Origin of the sequence: Periweissella ghanensis (assembly GCF_918814755.1) — a bacterium.
GTDB classification, from domain to species: Bacteria; Bacillota; Bacilli; order Lactobacillales; family Lactobacillaceae; genus Periweissella; species Periweissella ghanensis.
On sequence record NZ_CAKKNT010000023.1, the window covers coordinates 1 to 17,577 of the forward strand.

13 protein-coding genes are annotated in these 17,577 nt (G+C 41.5%); 11 read left to right on the forward strand and 2 right to left on the reverse strand.

Annotated elements, in window-relative coordinates:
- Positions 1–414: 414 nt before the first annotated feature.
- Complete coding sequence (rpoB, locus tag LQZ76_RS07445) at positions 415–3,996, forward strand: DNA-directed RNA polymerase subunit beta (protein ID WP_230099117.1); 3,582 nt, start codon at positions 415–417, stop codon at positions 3,994–3,996.
- Positions 3,997–4,014: 18 nt separating this feature from the next.
- On the forward strand, positions 4,015–7,662 hold the full coding sequence (rpoC, locus tag LQZ76_RS07450; protein ID WP_168722271.1) for a DNA-directed RNA polymerase subunit beta': 3,648 nt from the start codon (positions 4,015–4,017) through the stop codon (positions 7,660–7,662).
- 46 nt (positions 7,663–7,708) lie between these two features.
- Here the strand turns inward: rpoC and LQZ76_RS07455 are convergent, their stop codons facing one another.
- Entirely contained in the window at positions 7,709–8,305 is a 597-nt protein-coding gene (locus tag LQZ76_RS07455) for a hypothetical protein (protein ID WP_230099118.1), read from the reverse strand.
- A gap of 293 nt (positions 8,306–8,598) precedes the next feature.
- Between LQZ76_RS07455 and rpsL the strand changes: the two genes are divergently transcribed.
- From rpsL to LQZ76_RS07490, 7 genes are all read left to right on the forward strand, one after another.
- Positions 8,599–9,012 carry a 30S ribosomal protein S12 gene (gene rpsL, locus LQZ76_RS07460; protein WP_230099119.1) on the forward strand — a complete coding sequence of 138 codons (414 nt, stop codon included), beginning with the start codon at positions 8,599–8,601 and terminating at the stop codon, positions 9,010–9,012.
- A gap of 17 nt (positions 9,013–9,029) precedes the next feature.
- Positions 9,030–9,500, forward strand: coding sequence for a 30S ribosomal protein S7 (rpsG, locus tag LQZ76_RS07465; RefSeq protein ID WP_168722268.1), 471 nt, complete (start codon positions 9,030–9,032; stop codon positions 9,498–9,500).
- Between the two features lie 105 nt (positions 9,501–9,605).
- The gene (gene fusA / locus LQZ76_RS07470; RefSeq protein ID WP_230099120.1) at positions 9,606–11,723 is read left to right on the forward strand and encodes an elongation factor G; all 2,118 of its coding nucleotides are present in this window, start codon (positions 9,606–9,608) and stop codon (positions 11,721–11,723) included.
- A gap of 133 nt (positions 11,724–11,856) precedes the next feature.
- Complete coding sequence (locus tag LQZ76_RS07475; RefSeq protein ID WP_230099121.1) at positions 11,857–12,942, forward strand: ABC transporter ATP-binding protein; 1,086 nt, start codon at positions 11,857–11,859, stop codon at positions 12,940–12,942.
- Between the two features lie 12 nt (positions 12,943–12,954).
- Positions 12,955–13,758, forward strand: coding sequence for an ABC transporter permease (locus LQZ76_RS07480; RefSeq protein ID WP_230099122.1), 804 nt, complete (start codon positions 12,955–12,957; stop codon positions 13,756–13,758).
- A complete protein-coding gene (locus LQZ76_RS07485; protein WP_230099123.1) occupies positions 13,758–14,570 on the forward strand; it encodes an ABC transporter permease in 813 nt (270 codons plus the stop codon). Before LQZ76_RS07480 ends, LQZ76_RS07485 begins: the two co-directional genes overlap by 1 nt.
- Positions 14,567–15,655 carry an ABC transporter substrate-binding protein gene (locus tag LQZ76_RS07490; RefSeq protein WP_230099124.1) on the forward strand — a complete coding sequence of 363 codons (1,089 nt, stop codon included), beginning with the start codon at positions 14,567–14,569 and terminating at the stop codon, positions 15,653–15,655. The genes LQZ76_RS07485 and LQZ76_RS07490 overlap by 4 nt, the downstream gene beginning before the upstream one ends.
- A 57-nt stretch (positions 15,656–15,712) precedes the next feature.
- Here LQZ76_RS07490 and LQZ76_RS07495 read toward each other — a convergent pair whose 3' ends face one another.
- Positions 15,713–16,264 (reverse strand): cysteine hydrolase family protein, encoded by a 552-nt coding sequence (locus tag LQZ76_RS07495; protein WP_230099125.1) that lies wholly within the window; start codon positions 16,262–16,264, stop codon positions 15,713–15,715.
- Positions 16,265–16,573: 309 nt separating this feature from the next.
- Here LQZ76_RS07495 and rpsJ point away from each other — a divergent pair, with 309 nt between their 5' ends.
- Together rpsJ and rplC are read left to right on the forward strand one after the other, a co-directional pair.
- Positions 16,574–16,882 (forward strand): 30S ribosomal protein S10, encoded by a 309-nt coding sequence (gene rpsJ / locus LQZ76_RS07500; RefSeq protein ID WP_133363110.1) that lies wholly within the window; start codon positions 16,574–16,576, stop codon positions 16,880–16,882.
- Positions 16,883–16,939: 57 nt separating this feature from the next.
- Positions 16,940–17,566: a 50S ribosomal protein L3 gene (gene rplC / locus LQZ76_RS07505; protein ID WP_230096651.1), complete on the forward strand. Its 627-nt coding sequence runs from the start codon at positions 16,940–16,942 to the stop codon at positions 17,564–17,566.
- The last annotated feature ends 11 nt before the right edge of the window (positions 17,567–17,577 follow it).

Consider the following 17,577-nt stretch of genomic DNA (forward strand, 5'->3'; position numbering starts at 1 on the left):
GTTGCACCCGATGCTTTTTTCTTTTGATTATATCTAAAAGGGCCACTAAATGAAATTTAAAATTTCATTTAGTGGCCCTTTTTTTATAGGGTTATGTCACAACCCCTTATTGGCCTGTTAGTATGGATTTTGGCATAACTTTTTGCTAAATAATATTTTTTGCGATAAATGTCAAGTATTACTTGCAAGAAGTTGGAATTTTTAGTAACATATATAGAGAACAAACTACGAATAAAAATGGCTTTTGTGATATATTGTCCGCAGAAACCTGTATATTAAGACAACTGGAGCTTCGGAAAAAGCTGCAAGTTGTCTTTTTTATGCCTTGAATTTGGTTATATAGTGATTTGTAATCATAATGTAATATTTCAGGACGTAAACGTAGGGCAAAAATTTGAGATGAGGTGACCAATTTTGGCAGGGCATTTAATTCAAAACGGCAAGCGCCGTACCCGTCGCAGTTACGCGCGAATCAAAGAAATTCTTGATTTGCCTAACTTAATCGAAATTCAAACAGATTCATATCAATGGTTTTTAGACGAGGGGTTACGGGAAATGTTTAACGACATTCTTCCGATCGAAGACTTCCAAGGAAAATTATCATTGGAATTTGTTGACTACAAGTTAATGGAACCTAAGTACACAGTTGAAGAAGCACGTGAACACGATGCCAACTACTCAGCTCCATTACACGTAACTTTACGTTTAATTAACAACGAAACCAGCGAAATCAAGTCACAAGATGTCTTCTTTGGTGATTTCCCATTAATGACTGACCAAGGTACTTTCATTATTAACGGGGCAGAACGTGTTATTGTTTCACAATTAGTTCGTTCTCCTGGGGTTTACTTTAATGAAGAACTCGACAAAAACGGCCGCCCAAGTTACGGTACAACGGTAATTCCTAACCGTGGTGCATGGTTGGAATTTGAAACGGATGCCAAAGATGTGGCATACGTCCGTATTGACCGGACTCGTAAGATTCCATTGACTGAATTAGTACGTGCGCTTGGATTTGCTTCAGATAGCGATATCTTGGAAATCTTTAGCTCATCATACGATTCATTGATGAACACCCTTGAAAAGGATGTTCACAAAGAACTTTCTGAATCACGTACTGAAGAAGCCTTGAAAGACATTTACGAACGTCTACGTCCAGGTGAACCAAAGACAGCTGATTCATCACGTTCATTGTTGACAGCACGTTTCTTTGATCCAAAACGTTATGATTTAGCTCCAGTTGGTCGTTACAAGATCAACAAAAAGTTGAACTTAAAGACCCGTTTACTTGGTCTTACATTAGCTGAAACTTTAGCTGATCCAGAAACTGGTGAAGTTATTGCTGCTAAGGGTACTAAGATTGACAAGAATGTAATGGCTGACTTGGCACCATTCCTTGATAAGGAAGATTTCAAGGCGACAACATTCTATCCAACTGAAGATGCCGTTGTGACTGAACCAATGACGATTCAAACAATTAAAGTTGAATCACCAAACGATCCTGAAAAGGAACTCTTGGTAATTGGTAACGGCCACATTGGCGCAACAACGCGGACAGTTACTCCAGCCGATATTATCGCATCAATGAACTACTTCTTTAACTTAAAAGAAGGTCTTGGCGCAACTGATGATATTGACCACTTGGGTAACCGTCGGATCCGTTCAGTTGGTGAATTATTACAAAACCAATTCCGGATTGGTTTATCACGGATGGAACGTGTGGTTCGCGAACGGATGTCAATTCAAGACGCCGAAACAGTGACCCCACAACAATTAATTAACATTCGACCAGTGGTTGCTTCAATCAAGGAATTCTTTGGTTCATCACAATTGTCACAATTCATGGACCAAACTAACCCACTTGGAGAACTTTCACACAAACGTCGTCTTTCAGCGCTTGGACCTGGTGGTTTGACGCGTGACCGTGCCGGATATGAAGTCCGAGACGTGCACTACACGCACTATGGCCGGATGTGTCCAATTGAAACTCCTGAAGGTCCTAACATCGGTTTGATTAACTCCCTTTCATCATATGCAAAGGTTAACCGTTACGGATTCGTTGAAACACCATACCGTCGTGTTTCATGGGATGATCACAAGGTTACTGAAAAAATCGATTACTTAACTGCTGATGAAGAAGATAACTTTGTTATTGCGCAAGCCAACACACCATTGAATGATGATGGTTCATTTGTTGAATCAGCTGTAATGGCCCGTGATGCCGATGACAATATTGAAACTTCAATCGAAAACGTTGATTACATGGACGTTTCACCTAAGCAAGTAGTTGCCGTGGCGACAGCCAACATTCCTTTCTTGGAAAACGATGACTCAAACCGTGCTTTGATGGGAGCCAACATGCAACGTCAAGCGGTGCCATTGGTTAACCCACACGCACCACTTGTTGGTACTGGTATTGAATATAAAGCGGCCCACGATTCAGGGGTTGCCATGATTGCTAAGCATGCCGGTCAAGTTGAATACGTTGACGGTCGCGAAATTCGTATCCGTCGCGAAGATGGTTCATTAGACACTTACAAGTTGATGAAGTTCCGTCGTTCAAACTCAGGTAAGAACTACAACCAACGCCCAATTGTGCGTGTTGGTGAAATGGTCGATGCCGATGAAGTCCTTGCTGACGGTCCATCAATGGAACAAGGTGAATTAGCCTTGGGTCAAAACCCATTGATTGCCTTCATGACTTGGAAAGGTTACAACTTTGAAGATGCCATCATCTTGAACGAACGTTTGATTCGTGAAGATGTCTACACTTCAATTCACATCGAAGAATTTGAATCAGAAGCCCGCGACACAAAGCTTGGACCTGAAGAAATGACTCGTGAAATCCCTAACGTTGGGGAAGAACAATTAAAAGACCTTGATGCAATGGGTATTATCCGTATCGGGGCCGAAGTTGAAGATGGTGATATCTTAGTTGGTAAAGTTACTCCTAAGGGTGTGACGGAATTATCAGCCGAAGAACGCTTGCTTCACGCCATCTTTGGTGAAAAAGCTCGTGAAGTTCGTGATACATCACTTCGTGTACCTCACGGTGGTGGAGGGGTCGTTCAAGACGTTAAGATCTTCACTCGTGAAAACGGTGATGAACTTTCACCAGGTGTTAACATGATGGTTCGTGTCTACATCGCCCAAAAACGTAAGATTCAAGTTGGGGATAAGATGGCGGGACGTCACGGTAACAAGGGTACTGTTTCAATCGTTGTGCCATCAGAAGACATGCCGTACATGCCAGATGGTACCCCAATTGATATCATGCTTTCACCCATGGGTGTGCCTTCACGGATGAACATCGGTCAAGTGCTTGAATTGCACTTGGGGATGGCTGCTCGGACATTAGGTATTCACATGGCCTCACCAGTATTTGATGGTGCCACAGATAAAGATATCTGGGACGCTGTTCGTGAAGCTGGTCTTCCAGCTGATGGTAAGACGGTCCTTTACGATGGTCGTACTGGGGAAGCATTTGATAACCGTATCGCCGTTGGGACAATGCACTACATGAAGCTTGCCCACATGGTTGATGATAAAATTCACGCCCGTTCAATCGGACCTTACTCACTTGTTACGCAACAACCACTTGGTGGTAAAGCGCAATTTGGTGGACAACGTTTCGGGGAAATGGAAGTTTGGGCCCTTGAAGCGTATGGGGCTGCTTACACTCTTCAAGAAATCTTGACTTACAAGTCAGATGACGTTGTTGGTCGTGTTAAGACTTATGAAGCGATCGTTAAGGGTGAACCAATCCCACAACCTGGAGTTCCAGAATCATTCCGCGTGCTTGTAAAAGAATTGCAATCACTTGGTCTTGATATGAAGGTGTTGGATGCAGATAAAGAAGAAATTGAACTCCGTGATATGGACGAAGACGACGATGACGTTGTAAACGTTGACGCCCTTGCTAAGTATGCTGCTGAACACGCTGCTGAAAATACTGAAACAGCGAAGCCGGCAACTGATACAATCGAACAAGAATAATGAAAGGTGGTCAATCCTTTGATTGATGTTAATAAGTTTGAAAGCATGCAAATTGGTCTGGCATCACCAGACAAAATTCGCAGCTGGTCTTATGGTGAAGTTAAGAAGCCTGAAACAATTAACTACCGGACTTTAAAACCTGAAAAAGATGGACTCTTTGACGAACGCATCTTTGGACCAACCAAGGACTGGGAATGTGCTTGTGGTAAATACAAACGTATTCGTTACAAGGGTATTGTTTGTGACCGTTGTGGAGTTGAAGTTACGCGTGCTAAAGTACGTCGTGAACGTATGGGACACATTGAACTTGCTGCCCCTGTAACGCACATTTGGTACTTCAAGGGTATTCCTTCACGGATGGGTCTTGTGCTTGACATGAGTCCTCGTTCACTTGAAGAAATTATTTACTTTGCTTCATACGTAGTTACTGAAACTGGTAACTCACCACTTGAAAAGAAGCAATTACTTTCAGAACGTGAATACCGTGAATTAAAGGCTGAATACGGTAACGAATTTAGCGCTGCTATGGGTGCCGAAGCTATTCAAACATTACTTGCTGATGTTGATTTGGCTAAGGAAGCACAAGCATTGAAAGCCGAATTAAAAGAAGCTTCAGGACAAAAACGGACTCGTGCCGTTCGTCGTCTTGACATTATCGAAGCTTTCTTGAAATCAGGTAACCGTCCTGACTGGATGGTAATGGATGTTATTCCAGTTATTCCACCTGATTTACGACCAATGGTGCAACTTGAAGGTGGCCGTTTTGCAACTTCTGACTTGAATGATTTATACCGTCGGGTTATTAACCGTAACAACCGTTTGAAGCGTTTGTTAGATCTTAATGCCCCTGGTATCATTGTTCAAAATGAAAAGCGGATGCTTCAAGAAGCTGTTGACGCCTTGATTGATAACGGTCGTCGCGGTCGTCCAGTTGCTGGTCCAGGTAACCGTCCATTGAAATCTCTTTCACACATGTTGAAGGGTAAACAAGGACGTTTCCGTCAAAACTTGCTTGGTAAGCGGGTTGACTACTCTGGTCGTTCTGTTATCGACGTTGGTCCTTTCTTGAAGATGAACCAAATGGGTCTTCCACGTCAAATGGCGTTGGAATTGTTCAAACCATTTATCATGAAGGAATTGGTTTCACGTGAATTAGCTTCTAACATTAAGAATGCTAAGCGTAAGATCGATCGTCGTGATGATGATGTTATGGACGTCTTGGAAGATGTTATCAAGGAACACCCAGTTCTATTGAACCGGGCACCTACGCTTCACCGTTTAGGGATTCAAGCCTTTGAACCAGTGCTTGTTTCTGGTAAAGCGATGCGTCTTCACCCATTGGTTACTGAAGCGTACAACGCCGATTTCGATGGTGACCAAATGGCCATCCACGTGCCATTGTCTGATGAAGCGCAAGCCGAAGCTCGTTTGCTTATGCTTGCCGCTGGTCACATCTTGGCGCCTAAAGATGGTAAGCCAATCGTTGCGCCATCACAAGACATGGTTATCGGTAACTACTACTTAACTACTGAAGAAGCTGGTCGTGAAGGTGAAGGGATGATCTTTAAGGATCTTAACGAAGCCCAAATCGCGTACCAAAACAAGTATGTCCACTGGCACACTCGGATTGGGGTGCAAACTTCAAGCTTCCCAGCAGATAAGCCATTTACTGCTGACCAACGTAGCAAGATCTTGGTAACGACTGTTGGTAAATTAATCTTTAACAACATCTTACCAGGCGACTTCTTCTACTTGAACGAACCAACTGAAGCTGCTTTAACAACTGGGGTTGATGATAAATACTTCATCGCACCAGGTACTAACTTGAAAGAATTCTTGCGCGACCAACCAGTTGTAGCACCATTTAAGAAAGGTTTCTTATCTGATGCCATCGCTGAAGTTTACAAGCGTTACAAGGTTACTGAAACTTCATTACTCTTGGACCGTATGAAGGACTTAGGTTATGAAGAATCAACTATTTCAGGTTTAACTGTTGGGGCTGCCGACGTTACTGAATTAAAAGAAAAGAATGAAATCGTTGATGCCGCCCACGAAAAGGTTGCGGTTGTTACTAAGCAATTCCGTCGTGGATTGATTACTGACGATGAACGATACGAACGTGTTATTGCAATCTGGAACGCTGCGAAGGATGAAATCCAACAAAAGCTTATTGAAGGTTTCGATTCAAATAATCCAATCTTCATGATGTCAGATTCAGGAGCGCGTGGTAACATTTCTAACTTTACTCAACTTGCCGGGATGCGTGGTTTGATGGCTGCGCCTAACGGACGAATCATGGAATTGCCAATCATTGCCAACTTCCGTGAAGGTCTTTCAGTGCTTGAAATGTTTATTTCAACCCACGGGGCTCGTAAAGGGATGACTGATACGGCCTTGAAGACTGCCGATTCTGGTTACTTGACTCGTCGTTTGGTTGACGTTGCCCAAGACGTTATCATTCGTGAAGTTGACTGTGGTACTGACCGTGGTCTTGACGTTTCTGCCATTATGGAAGGAAACGAAGTAATCGAATCACTTTATGACCGTATCTTAGGTCGTTACGCAATGAAGTCAATCAAGAATCCAGAAACTGGTGCGGTGATTGTTAAAGCTAACGATATGATCCAAGAAGATGAAGCTAAAGCAATTGTTGAAGCTGGTATCCAAATGGTAACTATCCGTTCAGCCTTCACTTGTAACACTAAGCACGGGGTTTGTGAACGTTGTTATGGACGTAACATGGCCACTGGTGATGAAGTTGAAGTTGGGGAAGCAGTTGGTACTGTGGCTGCGCAATCAATCGGTGAACCTGGTACGCAACTTACAATGCGTAACTTCCACACCGGTGGGGTTGCCGGGGACGATATCACTCAAGGGCTTCCTCGTGTCCAAGAAATTTTTGAAGCACGTAACCCTAAAGGGCGTGCTGAAATTACTGAAGTTACTGGGATTGTTGAATCAATCGAGGAAAACCCAGCTGAACGGACTAAGGAAATCACGATTGCTGGTGATACTGACAGCCGGACATACACATTACCATTATCAGCCCGCATGCGTGTAGGCGAAGGTGATCACATTCACCGTGGGGATGCGTTGAACGAAGGTTCTGTTGATCCTAAGCACTTGATTCAAGTGCGTGATGTACTTTCAACTGAAAACTACATCTTACGTGAAATCCAAAAGGTTTACCGTTTGCAAGGGGTTGAAATCTCAGATAAACACGTTGAAGTTATGGCGCGTCAAATGCTCCGTAAAGTTCGCGTGATGGATCCGGGTGATACTGACTTACTTCCAGGTAACTTGATGGATATCAACGACTTCCGCGATGCTGTTGCTGAAACAGTAATCAAGGGTGGTATTCCAGCAACGGCACGTCCAGTGCTTCTTGGTATTACTAAGGCCTCACTTGAAACTAACAGTTTCTTGTCAGCCGCATCATTCCAAGAAACAACGCGTGTGCTTACTGATGCCGCTATTCGTGGTAAGAACGATCCATTGATCGGGTTGAAGGAAAATGTTATTATCGGTAAGATTATTCCTGCCGGTACTGGTATGCAACAATACCGTGACATTAAGTCAAAAACAATTGCTACACCATCAGCAACTGCTGAAGGTGTCTACTCAATTGCTGACATCGAAGCTCAACTTGAAGCTGAATCAAAGTAAGATAATAAAGAAAGCCTTGGAAAACTCGTTTTCCAAGGCTTTTTTGCTATATAAAATCTAACACCAATAAACTCCAAAAGGCGGTACTAAGACTTGGAACAAAAGGCACCGCCCGCCGCCGCGCGATAAGCAACCATCCGGCCGTTAAACTAGCGGCTAAAATTAATAAATAACTAAAAGTTAAGGCAGGCAATCCAAGGTGGAGCATTAAGATGATTGGTAAATCACCGCTCCCAAGAATCTCAAAGTTAATACAAATTAGTAGAATTAAGCTCAGACAACCGAGGGTGTTAAGCTGATAAATGGTTAAATTAGGAAGTTGATGATAAATCAGTAAACCTAAAAGCCCCCAGGCAAAAATAATGTTGACGTAGCTAGTTACTAAATCTTGCAAGCAAAGTACGAGCAGGGTCAAAGTTATTAAAGTGATCGGATATGAATGCAAATGCGTTTTAAGTAACAACATTAACCCATTACTAATCAGCAATAATGTAGTAACAAGTGGCCAAGAAAGTAGCGTACTATTGGATAATAGGCGGGTGGTAGTTGGTGCGGACACTAGGTTAGGACTAATTGGATAGCAATCCCATAACGCCCAGGCGCTAATGAGCGTGATTACAATCATAAAAAAGATGGTTTGCATAATTGAGCTCCTTAATAAGTAAACTAGTTAGTAAAGTACGGGGGGTTGCAATAAATAGCAAAAAAATTAATTAATTTGTTGACGTTAAGGGTGCCAAGTGATATATTTATAGTTGTGCTTTTTACAGGACAGTTATCGCTGATGGTTGCGACCATTTCAGCCGTGCTGACTGCCTCGAAGGGCCATCAGCAAAGCCATATCTTTCGGGATTATTTTTTTGTTTAAAAAATGATACTCCTGGATGTGTGGACTAAAACTTATAAAACAAACGAAAATGGGAAGGAGCATTTTAGATGCCTACAATTAACCAATTGGTTCGTTCAGGACGTAAGAGCCGAACAACTAAATCTAGCTCACCTGCCTTGAATTTTGGTTACAACAGCCAAAAGAAAGTGCAAACTAACACACCAGCCCCACAAAAACGTGGTGTTGCTACCCGTGTTGGTACTATGACTCCAAAGAAGCCTAACTCTGCCTTACGTAAGTACGCGCGTGTTCGTCTTTCAAACTTGTTCGAAGTTACTGCCTACATTCCTGGTGAAGGCCACAACTTACAAGAACACTCTGTTGTATTGATCCGTGGGGGCCGTGTAAAGGATTTACCTGGGGTTCGTTACCACATCATCCGTGGTGCGCTTGATACTGCTGGTGTTGATAACCGTCGTCAAAGCCGTTCTAAGTACGGTACTAAGAAACCTAAAAACTAATAGGAGGGTAACGTAATATGCCACGTAAAGGTTATACAAAACGGGCCGAAGTATTGCCCGATCCAATTTACAACTCAAAGCTTGTTTCTCGTTTGATCAACCGTCTTATGTTAGATGGTAAGCGCGGAACTGCTTCAACTATTTTATACTCAGCTTTTGATACTATCAAAGCTACTACTGGTAACGATCCATTAGAAGTTTTTGAAGAAGCTATGAACAACATCATGCCAGTGCTTGAAGTTAAAGCACGTCGTGTTGGTGGTTCTAACTACCAAGTTCCTATCGAAGTACGTCCTGACCGTCGTACTACTCTTGGTCTTCGTTGGTTGGTTAACTACGCTCGTTTGCGTGGGGAACACACTATGGACGAACGTCTTGCGAAGGAAATCATGGATGCAGCTAACAACACTGGTGCATCTGTTAAGAAACGTGAAGACACTCACAAGATGGCGGAAGCCAACCGTGCCTTTGCTCACTACCGTTGGTAAGATTTCAGGATTGGCTATCATATAAAATTTGATAGTCAATTTTGTTGTATATTTTTACATTTTGTCGTATTGTATAATTAAAATTTCCAGAGGAGAATAACCAAAATGGCAAACAAGCGTGAATACCCGCTCGACCATACTCGTAACATCGGTATCATGGCCCACATCGATGCGGGTAAGACTACTACAACTGAACGTGTTTTATACTACACTGGTAAAATCCACAAGATCGGTGAAACCCACGATGGGGCTTCACAAATGGACTTCATGGATCAAGAAAAGGAACGTGGTATCACAATCCAATCAGCCGCTACTACTGCTGTTTGGCACGGTTTCCACAACCAATTTGACAAAAACCCATACCGTGTTAACATCATCGATACTCCAGGTCACGTTGACTTTACTATCGAAGTTGAACGTTCACTCCGTGTGCTTGATGGTGCCGTAGCCGTTCTTGATGGTGCTGCAGGGGTTGAACCACAAACTGAAACTGTTTGGCGACAAGCAACTACTTACGACGTTCCTCGTGTTGTTTTTGTTAACAAGATGGACAAGATGGGTGCTGACTTCCAAATGTCAGTTGACTCACTTGGCGAACGTTTGCAAGCTAACGCAAAGGCTGTTCAATGGCCAATCGGTGCCGAAGATGACTTTGAAGCCATCATCGACTTGCTTGAAATGAAAGCTGAATACCCAGTTGATGCCCTTGGTGAAACTTGGGAAATGCGCGAAATTCCAGCTGATTACCAAGAATTAGCTGAAGAAAAGCGTAACGAATTAATCGAAGCAATTGCTGACGTTAACGAAGACATTATGGACAAATACCTTGAAGGTGAAGAAATCACAGTTGCCGAATTAAAGGCTGCTATCCGTAAGGCTACTTTGGCCTTAGAATTCTTCCCAGTTCTTGCAGGTTCTGCCTACAAGGATAAGGGTGTGCAAATGATGCTTGACGCGGTTGTTGACTACTTGCCATCACCACTTGAAGTTAAGCCATATGTTTCAACTGATCCAGATACTGAAGAAGAAGTTGACTTGATTGCCGATGATGACAAGCCATTTGCTGCCTTGGCATTTAAGGTTATGACTGACCCATTCGTTGGTCGTCTTACTTTCATCCGTGTCTACACTGGTACTTTACAATCAGGTTCATACGTTCTTAACACTACTAAGGGCAAACGTGAACGTGTTGGTCGTTTGCTTCAAATGCACGCAACTAACCGTACTGAAATTGATGAAGTATTCTCAGGTGACATTGCTGCCGCTATCGGTTTGAAGGACACTACTACTGGGGACTCATTGACTGCTGTTGATCGTCCATTGATCCTTGAATCAATGGAATTCCCAGAACCAGTTATCCAATTGGCTATCGAACCTAAGACTAAGGCCGACCAAGATAAGATGTCTAACGCATTGCAAAAGCTTGCTGAAGAAGATCCATCATTCCGTGCCGAAACTAACCCAGAAACTGGTGACACTTTGATCTCAGGGATGGGTGAACTTCACTTGGATATCATCGTTGACCGTATGAAGCGTGAATTTAACGTTGAAGCAACTGTTGGTGCTCCTCAAGTTGCTTACCGTGAAGCCTTTACTAAGACTGTTCAATCTCGTGGATTCTTCAAACGCCAATCTGGTGGTAAGGGTCAATACGGGGACGTTTGGGTTGAATTCTCACCAAACGAAGAAGGTGCAGGTTTCGAATTCGAAGACGCCATCGTCGGTGGGGTTGTGCCTCGTGAATACATCGGTTCTGTTGAAGCTGGTTTGAAGGAAGCAATGAATGCTGGTCCATTGGCTGGTTACCCATTGGTTGACTTGAAAGCCAAATTGTACGATGGTTCATACCACGATGTCGATTCATCTGAAGCAGCCTTTAAGATTGCCGCTTCACTTTCATTGCGTAACGCCGCTAAGGAAGCTGGTGCCGTTATCCTTGAACCAATCATGAAGGTTGACATCGTTGTTCCTGAAGATAACTTGGGAGATGTTATGGGTCACGTTTCAGCTCGTCGTGGACTTGTTGAAGGTCAAGAATCACGTGGTAACGTTATGATGTTACACGCGAAGGTTCCATTGTCAGAAATGTTTGGATACGCAACTACTTTACGTTCATCAACGCAAGGTCGTGGTACTTTCCAAATGGCATTTGACCACTACGAAGCTGTTCCTAAGAACATCCAAGAAGATATTATCAAAAAGAACGGTAAAGATGGTGAATAATCATCTCGCCTAAAAAGCTATCGCAGCAATGCGATAGCTTTTTTATTTGATTTATTCTCATAAAAGTATCTAAAATAAGTTATATCAGTTATTATTAACTTTTAAACAAAAAATACGAAAAGGAACTGGTTAAATGACGCAAACAATTATTGAGTTTAAGAATGTTACGAAAAGTTATGAAGAAACCCAGGTGTTAACCGGGGTTGACTTAACAATTGAGGCTGGAAAATTCTATACCTTACTCGGACCTTCAGGGAGTGGTAAGACGACGATTTTACGGTTGATTGCGGGTTTCTCAAGTGCAACCAGCGGGGACATTATTTTTGATGGTAAACGGATTAATGATGTGCCTGCTAATAAGCGGCGAGTTAATACGGTCTTTCAAAACTATGCTTTATTTCCAAATATGAATGTATTTGAGAATGTCGCTTTTGGAATGACTTTAAAAGGGGTTAATAAAGCCCAAATTAAAGAAAAAGTAACGACAATGTTGGAAATGGTTCAACTGGCAGGTTACGAAGATCGCAGTATTGATGAATTATCAGGTGGACAACAACAACGGGTGGCAATTGCTCGGGCATTAGCTAATGATCCAGAAGTGTTATTACTCGATGAACCATTGTCAGCTTTAGATTATAAATTACGTAAAGATATGCAATATGAATTACGTGAATTACAACAACGGCTAGGGATTACTTTTATTTTTGTCACACATGATCAAGAAGAAGCGCTTGCAATGTCGGATTGGATTTTTGTGATGAATGAAGGTAAGATTTTACAAAATGGCACGCCAGTTGATATTTATGATGAACCAATCAATCACTTTGTGGCTAATTTTATTGGTGAAAGTAACATTATTGATGGAGTGATGCGCGAAGATTATAAAGTAATGTTTGCTGGTAAAGAATTTGAAAATGTTGATGCGGGTATGCGACCAAATGAACGTGTCGAAGTTGTTTTACGACCGGAAGATTTGGATTTAACGACGCCAGAAAATGGTAAGTTAATTGTGACGATTGATGCCCAATCATTCCGTGGGGATTACTATGAAATTAGTGCCCATGATGATGACAACAATGAATGGCGTATTCAAGCAACTAATCCATCAGTATTGAATTCGCGACAAGGGTTGACGTTTGATCCGGAAGATATTCACATTATGCGTTTTGATGAATCAGAAGATGATTTTGATGCGCGTTTAGAAAACTATGAAGAATAAGGAGGCTGTGAGTTGAAGAATCGGTTATTTTATTTCATTCCATATAGCTTATGGCTAATCTTGTTTGTTGGTGCGCCAATTGTTTTGATGTTAGGGGAATCATTTCTTTCAATCTCACATCACTTTACGCTTGCTAACTATCAAGATTTCTTAGGATCAGGAACTTACTTACAGATGACCTTTAATTCGGTTTGGTATGCATTCTTGATTACCTTAATTACGTTAATTGTTAGTTTTCCAACGGCTTTGTTTTTAAGTAATTTAAAATATAAGCAGTTCTGGTTGTTGTTAATTATTTTACCAACCTGGATTAATTTACTCTTAAAGACCTATGCCTTTATTGGATTGTTATCAAAGGATGGTTCTATTAATCATTTTATTGAATTACTCGGTTTTGCGCCCCAACAGTTATTGTTCACAGAAGCTAGTTTTGTGCTCGTAGCGGCGTATATTGAAATTCCTTTTATGATTTTGCCCATTTTTAACTCAATTAATGAAATTGATCGTAGTTTAATTAATGCCAGTTATGATTTAGGGGCCACTAAATGGCAAACGTTCCGCCGCGTGATTTTACCACTTTCTGCTGATGGAATTCGGGCAGGGATTCAAGCGGTCTTTATTCCGTCACTATCATTATTCATGATTACCCGCTTAATTGGTGGTAATCGTGTGATTACGTTAGGGACAGCGATTGAAGAACACTTCTTAGTAACCCAAAACTGGGGTTTAGGTTCAACGATTGGGGTCGTTTTGATTATTGCGATGATTATCACGATGGCCTTAACGCGTGAACGCAAGAAACGGGGGCGTAAATAATGGTTGAAAAACAAAGCCGTTGGGCAAATGTTTACTTAGTAATCATGTTTTTAATTTTATATAGCCCAATTTTTTATTTAATTTTTTATTCTTTCAATGCTGGACAATATATGCAGAATTTTTCTGGTTTTTCATTAGTCCACTATGGCGAATTGTTTGCCGATGATCGGATGTTGCAAATTGTCTTGAATACGTTTGTAGTTGCGTTATTATCATCGTTATTAGCGACAATTGTTGGAACGTTTGGGGCCTTAGGAATATTTAGTGTCCGCAATTCATTTTTGAAAAATTTATTATTGTCATTGAACAATATTTTATTAGTATCACCCGATGTTATTATCGGGGCCAGTTTCTTAATCTTCTTTACTTTATTGGGATTGAGTTTAGGATTTGGCTCGGTATTAATGAGTCACATTGCTTTTTCAATTCCAATTGTTGTCTTAATGGTCTTGCCAAAGCTTAATGAAATGAATAGTTCATTAATTGATGCTGCCCAAGATTTAGGGGCTAATAGTTGGCAAGTGCTCACCCGCGTTATTTTGCCTTACTTAACACCAGGGATTGCGGCAGGGTTCTTTATGGCCTTTACGTACTCATTGGATGATTTTGCGGTAACCTTCTTTGTGACCGGGAATGGTTTTTCAACATTAGCGGTTGAAATCTATTCACGGGCCCGGCAAGGAGTGAGCTTGGAAATTAATGCGTTATCAGCCATGATGTTCTTGATTTCGTTAGCGCTAGTAGCGGGTTACTTCTTTATTAACCAACACAACACTACGCGCAAAAGTAAGAAAGGGCGTGGTCGTGGATGAAAAAATTAATTTACGCAGCGTTAGGGATTTTGTTAGCAACCGGTTTGTTAGCATTAGGAGCCAAACATTTTGAAAATGCACAAAGTGCTGCAACTGGTGACGGCCACAGTGGCAAAGTCTTAAACATTTATAATTGGGGGGCCTACATTGACCCCGCTTTAATTACCAAATTTGAAAAACAGACGGGAATTAAAGTCAATTACGATACCTTTGATAGTAATGAAGCGATGTTGACGAAAATTCAACAAGGTGGGACCAGTTACGACATTACGGTGCCATCAGATTACACGGTCCAAAAGATGAAACAACTCGGCTTATTACAGAAGTTAGATCATCGTAAATTAACCACGCTTAAATACTATGATCCCTTTATTATGAACCGGGCCTTTGATCCGCATAATGCTTATTCGGTACCATATTTCTGGGGTACCTTGGGAATTACGTATAATGATAAGTATGTTAAAGCTAAAGATGTCCAAACGTGGAATGACTTGTGGAATCCTAAATTCCGTAATGATATTATGCTTACCGATGACGCCCGGGATGTCTTTGGATTTGCTTTAATTTCAATGCACAAATCAGTGAATACTACCAGCAATGCTGATTTATTAGCGGCTAAAGGTAAGTTAGATGCGTTGACACCAAATGTTAAAGCAATTGCTGCTGATGAAATTAAAATGTATATGGCGCAAGATCAAGCCGCAATTGCGGTGGGATATTCAGGTGATGCTTCTGAAATGATTGCTGAAAATAGCCATTTACACTATGTCATTCCTAAGGGTGGCACCAACTTGTGGTTTGATAATCTGGTAATTCCTAAGAATGCCAAACACGTGGCCGCCGCCTATAAGTTTATTAACTTTATTAATGAACCTAAAAATGCCGCGCAAAACGCTGAATACATTGGTTACTCAACGCCTAACTGGGCAGCTAAAAAATTACTACCAAAATCAATTACGGATCAAAAGGAATTTTATCCGGATGATGACATGATTAAGGGTGACCAAGTTTACACGAACTTAAGTCAATATAAAACCCAACAATACAATGATTTGTATTTAGAGTTTAAAATGAACCGTCACTAATTAAAAATAAAAAACCGTAGCCCGTGGCTACGGTTTTTTATTTACGCAATTCAGTTACTAATCGACCACAGTAAAGCCTAAGCTGTTTTGAAAGTGGCGTAAAGCCCACGCTTGGCCTGTAGGATCAAAAGTAGCAACGCCATCAGCATGCACAGTGACATGATAATTTAAATCATAAGCAGCTACCGCGGTATGCAAGACACAAATATCCGTGCAGACACCTACGAAATGAAGTTCGGTGATGTTGCGTTCACGTAAGTAATTATCTAAATTAGTGTTCGCAAAGCTATTATAATGATTCTTAGGATAGACATAGACATGTTCGTTAGATTTGTTAGCTTGGACCCAACTCTCTAGCTCACCAAAATATTGCCGGCCCCATGTACCCGCTAAGTTATGAGGTGGAAAAAGTTTTGCTTCGGGTTCGAACGGATTGTTTGCATTATGAAGGTCAGTTGGTAGAATAACATAATCGTCCGCCACTAAAAATTCCTGCGCAAGTTGATTTATTTTATTAGCCAACGCTTGAGCAGGGGCCCCAACAGTTAAGGCCCCATCAGTGGCGACAAAATCGTTAGTATAGTCGATAATAAGTAAAGCTTTAGCCATAAGCGGCCTCCTTTATAATTAAAAATGGAAGGTTTTCTTCTATAGTATAGCGTAATTAAAACCTAAAAAAGGTACTGTAAAAATTTATTTAAAAAAAGCACACAAATGTGTTGCGTTTCTGCAAAGGATACGGTATTATATTCTAGTACGCGAGACGAGGCTAAGAAATTATCCTCCGATCTTGATGTATCAACATTCAGCTATGATGTGGAAGATTGCGACACACGCGGTTACGTTGCCACGGACTCGTATGACGGTAACTCCCATGGAGCTAGTCTTATTAGAAAATAGACGAAGGAGGAATTAAAAATGGCAAACAAAAAGATTCGTATTCGCTTAAAGGCTTACGAACACCGGATTCTTGATCAATCTGCTGAAAAGATTGTGGAAACAGCAAAGCGGACAGGTGCTGAAATTTCAGGTCCTATCCCATTGCCTACTGAACGTACTCTTTACACGGTGTTACGTTCACCACACAAGCACAAGGATTCACGTGAACAATTCGAAATGCGCACTCACAAGCGTTTGATTGATATTGTTAACCCAACTGCTAAAACAGTTGATGCTTTGACTAAGCTTGAATTACCAAGCGGTGTTGACATCGAAATCAAATTATAATTTGATCTGATTTAGCTTTAAAAAATTTTATTTTAACAAATTACATGGAGGTTAGTCATGACTACCAAAGGAATCTTAGGCCGTAAGGTCGGTATGACTCAGGTTTTCACTGAAAACGGCGAACTTATCCCAGTAACTGTTGTTGAAGCAACTCCAAACGTTGTGCTTCAAGTTAAAACTATCGAAAACGATGGTTACGAAGCAATTCAACTTGGTTACCAAGATAAACGCGCAGTTCTTTCAAACAAACCTGAACAAGGTCACGTTGCGAAAGCAAACACGGCCCCTAAGCGCTTCATTCGTGAAATTCGCGGCGCAGAAGGGGAATTTACTGTTGGAGACGAAATCAAAGTTGATATCTTCGAAGCAGGCGAAGCAGTTGATGTAACTGGTATCACTAAGGGTCATGGTTACCAAGGTAACATTAAGAAGGATGGTCAATCTCGTGGTCCTATGGCTCACGGTTCTCGTTACCACCGTCGTCCTGGTTCACTCGGTGCAATTATTAACCGTGTGTTCAAGGGTAAGTTACTTCCTGGTCGCATGGGTAACAACAAGCGTACTGTTCAAAACTTGAGCATCGTACGTACTGATGTTGAAAACAACGTTATCTTGATTAAGGGTAACGTACCAGGTGCTAACAAGTCACTTGTTACTATTAAGAGCTCAGTAAAGAGCAAGTAATTCAGAGAGGA

Bases quoted from the DNA above. Each gene is read 5' to 3' on its own strand.
- fusA (WP_230099120.1), top strand. From the start codon at position 9,606: ATGGCAAACAAGCGTGAATACCCGCTCGACCATACTCGTAACATCGGT.
- rpsL (WP_230099119.1), top strand. From the start codon at position 8,599: ATGCCTACAATTAACCAATTGGTTCGTTCAGGACGTAAGAGCCGAACA.
- LQZ76_RS07455 (WP_230099118.1), bottom strand. From the start codon at position 8,305: ATGCAAACCATCTTTTTTATGATTGTAATCACGCTCATTAGCGCCTGG.
- LQZ76_RS07485 (WP_230099123.1), top strand. From the start codon at position 13,758: ATGGTTGAAAAACAAAGCCGTTGGGCAAATGTTTACTTAGTAATCATG.
- LQZ76_RS07495 (WP_230099125.1), bottom strand. From the start codon at position 16,264: ATGGCTAAAGCTTTACTTATTATCGACTATACTAACGATTTTGTCGCC.
- rplC (WP_230096651.1), top strand. From the start codon at position 16,940: ATGACTACCAAAGGAATCTTAGGCCGTAAGGTCGGTATGACTCAGGTT.
- rpsG (WP_168722268.1), top strand. From the start codon at position 9,030: ATGCCACGTAAAGGTTATACAAAACGGGCCGAAGTATTGCCCGATCCA.
- LQZ76_RS07475 (WP_230099121.1), top strand. From the start codon at position 11,857: ATGACGCAAACAATTATTGAGTTTAAGAATGTTACGAAAAGTTATGAA.
- rpsJ (WP_133363110.1), top strand. From the start codon at position 16,574: ATGGCAAACAAAAAGATTCGTATTCGCTTAAAGGCTTACGAACACCGG.
- LQZ76_RS07490 (WP_230099124.1), top strand. From the start codon at position 14,567: ATGAAAAAATTAATTTACGCAGCGTTAGGGATTTTGTTAGCAACCGGT.